1 pseudogene is annotated in these 573 nt (G+C 54.8%); it reads right to left on the bottom strand.

From position 1 onward, the window contains the following. Nucleotides 1-506, bottom strand: a pseudogene (locus XI08_RS09810) (hypothetical protein); the annotation flags it as partial. Nucleotides 507-573 lie beyond the last annotated feature (67 nt).

Below are 573 nucleotides of genomic sequence, written 5' to 3'. Positions count from 1 at the left end.
GCATAATAGATCTGCGCTTCGTCATCGTCTGGATAGCGCTGTGCTAGTTGTTCCATAGCCTTGGTGTAGGCTTGCATGCGCGTACGGTGATCGACTTTTTCGTAGTCGGCATACATGGCGCTGAGCGCATCGAGGTAGTCGCGTTCGCGCTGGGTCTTGGCGCCGACGGTCTTTGCCGTCGCCAGCACGGCGGCACCCTCGGCGAGATTCTTCGCAGGCGCAGGGACGTGGGGATTCCATAATAGACTGAGCGCGATACCCCAATAAGCGATGCCGCATTCGGGATCAGCCTTCAGCACATCCTCAAATACTCTTTGGGACGCGCGGTACCAGAACGAATGTTGATAGAGCATTCCGCGATCGAATAACTTCTGCGCGTCCGATTTGCAGGATGTCTCGAAATGCACCGTGCCAAGCTTCTCGTCGTTAGATTGTCCCAACGCCGGTTGCGCGAATGAAAGTCCCGCCGCGGCCGTAGCAGCAATTGCGAGTGGCGTTTTGATCATGATCCAGCTCCAGGCAAGAATTAAAAATTCCCTGAGCATTGCGCAGATTAGACCTATTTCTTGACGT

Origin of the sequence: Bradyrhizobium sp. CCBAU 11361 (assembly GCF_028128935.1) — a bacterium.
Lineage (GTDB): Bacteria > Pseudomonadota > Alphaproteobacteria > Rhizobiales > Xanthobacteraceae > Bradyrhizobium > Bradyrhizobium niftali.
This window is presented reverse-complemented; position numbering and strand designations above follow the sequence as displayed.